The organism is Desulfuromonadales bacterium (assembly GCA_035620395.1).
Classification (GTDB): domain Bacteria; phylum Desulfobacterota; class Desulfuromonadia; order Desulfuromonadales; family DASPGW01; genus DASPGW01.
Window position 1 is genome coordinate 1 of record DASPGW010000147.1, and the last position, 2823, is coordinate 2823.

Consider the following 2823-nt stretch of genomic DNA (forward strand, 5'->3'; position numbering starts at 1 on the left):
GAGATCGGGACAGACGATGAGATCGCTGCGATGGATTGCATCGACAAAGAGCTTCGGCGGCCGTTTCCGGATGACTGCGCCGCCAAGCGCCATTACAAGCGGGCTCTGTGTGCAGGCGCTGTTTCCCGTCAGGCTGTTGCCGGGACCGTCGAGCGCTGCCTTGCGGACGAGGATTTCATGGGCGAAACAGTCCGCAACGGGGGTGTCGGGAACTGAAAGAATACGAACCCTTTCCCCATGGCGAGGCCGAAGCCTAGGCCGTCTTTGCGCCCCTGCTCAATGATCCCTTCTCCCGCCACCAACAGTTTCCCGACAAGCCCACCCCGGTTCTCCCGCTGATCTGCACGGCCGCATCCCTCCGTAGTCCGGATCAGGTTTTTATCCGCTTCGGCATGCAGAGATTGCGTCCTCGATTGGTCCGGCCGCCGCAGTTGGCACAGACGTATTTCGGGTTTTTCAGCAGTGGGTCCAACTCGGGTTTGGGCAGGCGGGCCTTCAGTTCGCACAGGTGCAGATGGTGTTCCTCGGGGTGGGTGCAGGACCGTTCATTGGCCATGGCGATCGCTCTGAACGAACATGAAAGGATGGACTTGTCGCCTGAACTTTACCGCCTTTCCGCGTCAAGGCAACTTACGCCGAAGTCTGCAGCAGCCCAGTGCCCGATAGTGGCTTATACCGCTGGCTCGGCGAGCAGGAGGCGGTTCTTCGGCGTGATGCCGGCGGGGATCTGCTGGGTGAAGACCCGGTAGCCCCGGCTGCGGAGGCCGGCGGCGCGGGTGATGTCTTGGGCGAGGGGGCCGTCGAGCCACCCTTCCAGGCCGCCGAGATCGGCGCTGTCGAGCTCGTGGCAGCAAGGCAGGACCGCCACACGCGCGCGGGCGGCGACGGCCCGCTCCAGAACCAGGTCGGTCAGGCCGCCGCAGGCGTGCACCGACACGACCAGATCCGATGGCTGCAGCGCCAGTCGCTCCAGGTCGTCCTCGATGAACCTGACCCGCCCCGCCAGCCGCGGCCAACTCTTCACCAGCGACTCCTGCAGCTTGCCGGCGCTCGCCGGCAGGCTGCGGTCGACCGCCAGCGCCTCGGGAGAGCTGTCATCGAGCAGCAGGAGAATCTGCGCCAGCAGGCCGTGCCCGCAGGCAAGATCGACCACCCGGCCGCCCCGGAAACGGCGGCGGACCCGGCGGGCGACCTCCCAGGCCTCGTAAAGCTCCTTGCGCGGCAGGCAGCCGGCCCGGCAGACTGCCCGGGCGATGCGGTCGAAGAGGGTATCGCCGGCGAACCGGGGGAGGAGCTTTTCGGTCAAGCGGTTGCGGGATGAGCGGTCCATGCAAAATTCTCCCTTCGCCACCGAGAATACGAAGGAGACGCATGCAAGACAAGGAGAATTGTCGCCCTCAGCTCAGGCACTGGAAGAGCCCCGTGCACCACAGGCAGCTGCCGCAGGGTTCGTTCTTGATGTGGCAGTCCTGCTCGAAGTGATTGGTCTGCACGTAGTCGCAGGGGGCGACGGAGCAGTCGGTGCAGGGGGAGTGGTCGTAGTCGAGCACCCCCTTGCGGAAGCTCCGGAAAGCGGGATCGTTCCAGATTTCCAGGATTCCTCGCCGGCTCAGATTGCCGAAGGCTCGCGGTTTTACCGGCTGCGCCCAGCCCCCGGCGAAACAGCTGTAGCGGTGCCAGAGGAAATAGCAGGGATGCACATCGCCGTCCCAGGAGACGAAGGCCCCGCCCGCCTCGACAAATTCGCAACGCCGCTCCTGGCGCGGTGCCTCAGCGGGCAGGCGCAGGTCGAGCCCGGTCTCCGCGGCCACCTCCCGCGCCTCGGCCAGGACCGCCGCCACCTCCCCGCGGCGGGCGGTATCGGCGGCGAACAGCTTGCGCAGGTCGAGGGAGATGCCGCGGGCATCGGCGGCGGCTTTCATCGCCCCGACGAAGGAGACGATCCGCTGTTCCTCGGCGTTGCGGGAGAAGCGCCACAGGACCTTGAAATAGCTTTCCAGGTCGATTCCTTCGCGGCCGGCGCGCTCCCGCCATTCGGCAAAGAGATCGAGGGCGGCGTCGCTGCAGGGCTCGAAGGCGGACTGGGCGGCATGGGCGGCATCGTAGGGGAGCATGTGGCTGACGATGGCAAAGGACGCTCCGCGCAGGGCCGCCCAGCGCAGGGCCGCCGGCAGCTCCCGCAGGTTGTTGCGCATCAGCACGAACTCTACCCCAACCTGCAGCTCGGGGCGGGCGCAGCTCTTTTTCGCCGCTGCCAGGGCCGCCAGGGCGCCTTCGACGGCGGCCAGCTCGCCTCCCGCCCGCACCCGGCGGAAAGTCTCGGGGGTCACCCCGTCCAGCGACAGCCCGATCCGGTCCACCCCCGCCTCGGTCAGGGACAGGGCGCGTTTCTCGCTGAGCAGCACGCCATTGGTCTGGAAACCGACCCAGCCGCGGGCCGGCATCCGTCCTTTGGCGGTGCGGATGAATTCCTCCAGGCGCGGGTGGAGAAGCGGCTCGCCGACGCCGTTGAGAACCAGCGCCTCGACCTTCGGCAGCGCCTCGGCCAGGCGGGCGAAGGTCGTGTCGGCGAGGTCTCCCTCGACCACGCCGCCATCGGCGGTCTGCTTGACGCACATGAAGCAGTTGAGGTTGCAGCGGCTGGTGGTCTCGACGAAGAGCTTGGAGGGGTGGGAGCTGAAGGCGGGATGCTCCCCTGGCTCCTTGATTCGATTAAGTTGCATGCTGATCTCCTGTGGTGAAGGTCCATCACCCACCCGCTTTCGGATCCCGGCCCGGACGGCAAGAGGTGAGGAAGGGATGGTTACCATTAATTGCACCTTT

General features: G+C 66.5%; 4 protein-coding genes. 1 reads left to right on the forward strand and 3 read right to left on the reverse strand.

Annotation, left to right across the window (positions count from 1 at the left end; genetic code table 11):
- Window positions 1–216, forward strand: a 216-nt coding sequence (locus VD811_08030) for a hypothetical protein (protein HXV20918.1), incomplete at its 5' end; no start/stop codon positions are given.
- A gap of 154 nt (window positions 217–370) precedes the next feature.
- Here VD811_08030 and VD811_08035 read toward each other — a convergent pair.
- The 3 genes from VD811_08035 to VD811_08045 all read right to left on the reverse strand — a co-directional run bounded on the left by VD811_08035 (window position 371) and on the right by VD811_08045 (window position 2723).
- Window positions 371–556: a hypothetical protein gene (locus VD811_08035; protein ID HXV20919.1), complete on the reverse strand. Its 186-nt coding sequence runs from the start codon at window positions 554–556 to the stop codon at window positions 371–373.
- A gap of 114 nt (window positions 557–670) precedes the next feature.
- On the reverse strand, window positions 671–1330 hold the full coding sequence (locus VD811_08040) for a methyltransferase (protein HXV20920.1): 660 nt from the start codon (window positions 1328–1330) through the stop codon (window positions 671–673).
- 67 nt (window positions 1331–1397) lie between these two features.
- Window positions 1398–2723: a radical SAM/SPASM family putative metalloenzyme maturase gene (locus VD811_08045; protein HXV20921.1), complete on the reverse strand. Its 1326-nt coding sequence runs from the start codon at window positions 2721–2723 to the stop codon at window positions 1398–1400.
- Between the last annotated feature and the right edge of the window lie 100 nt (window positions 2724–2823).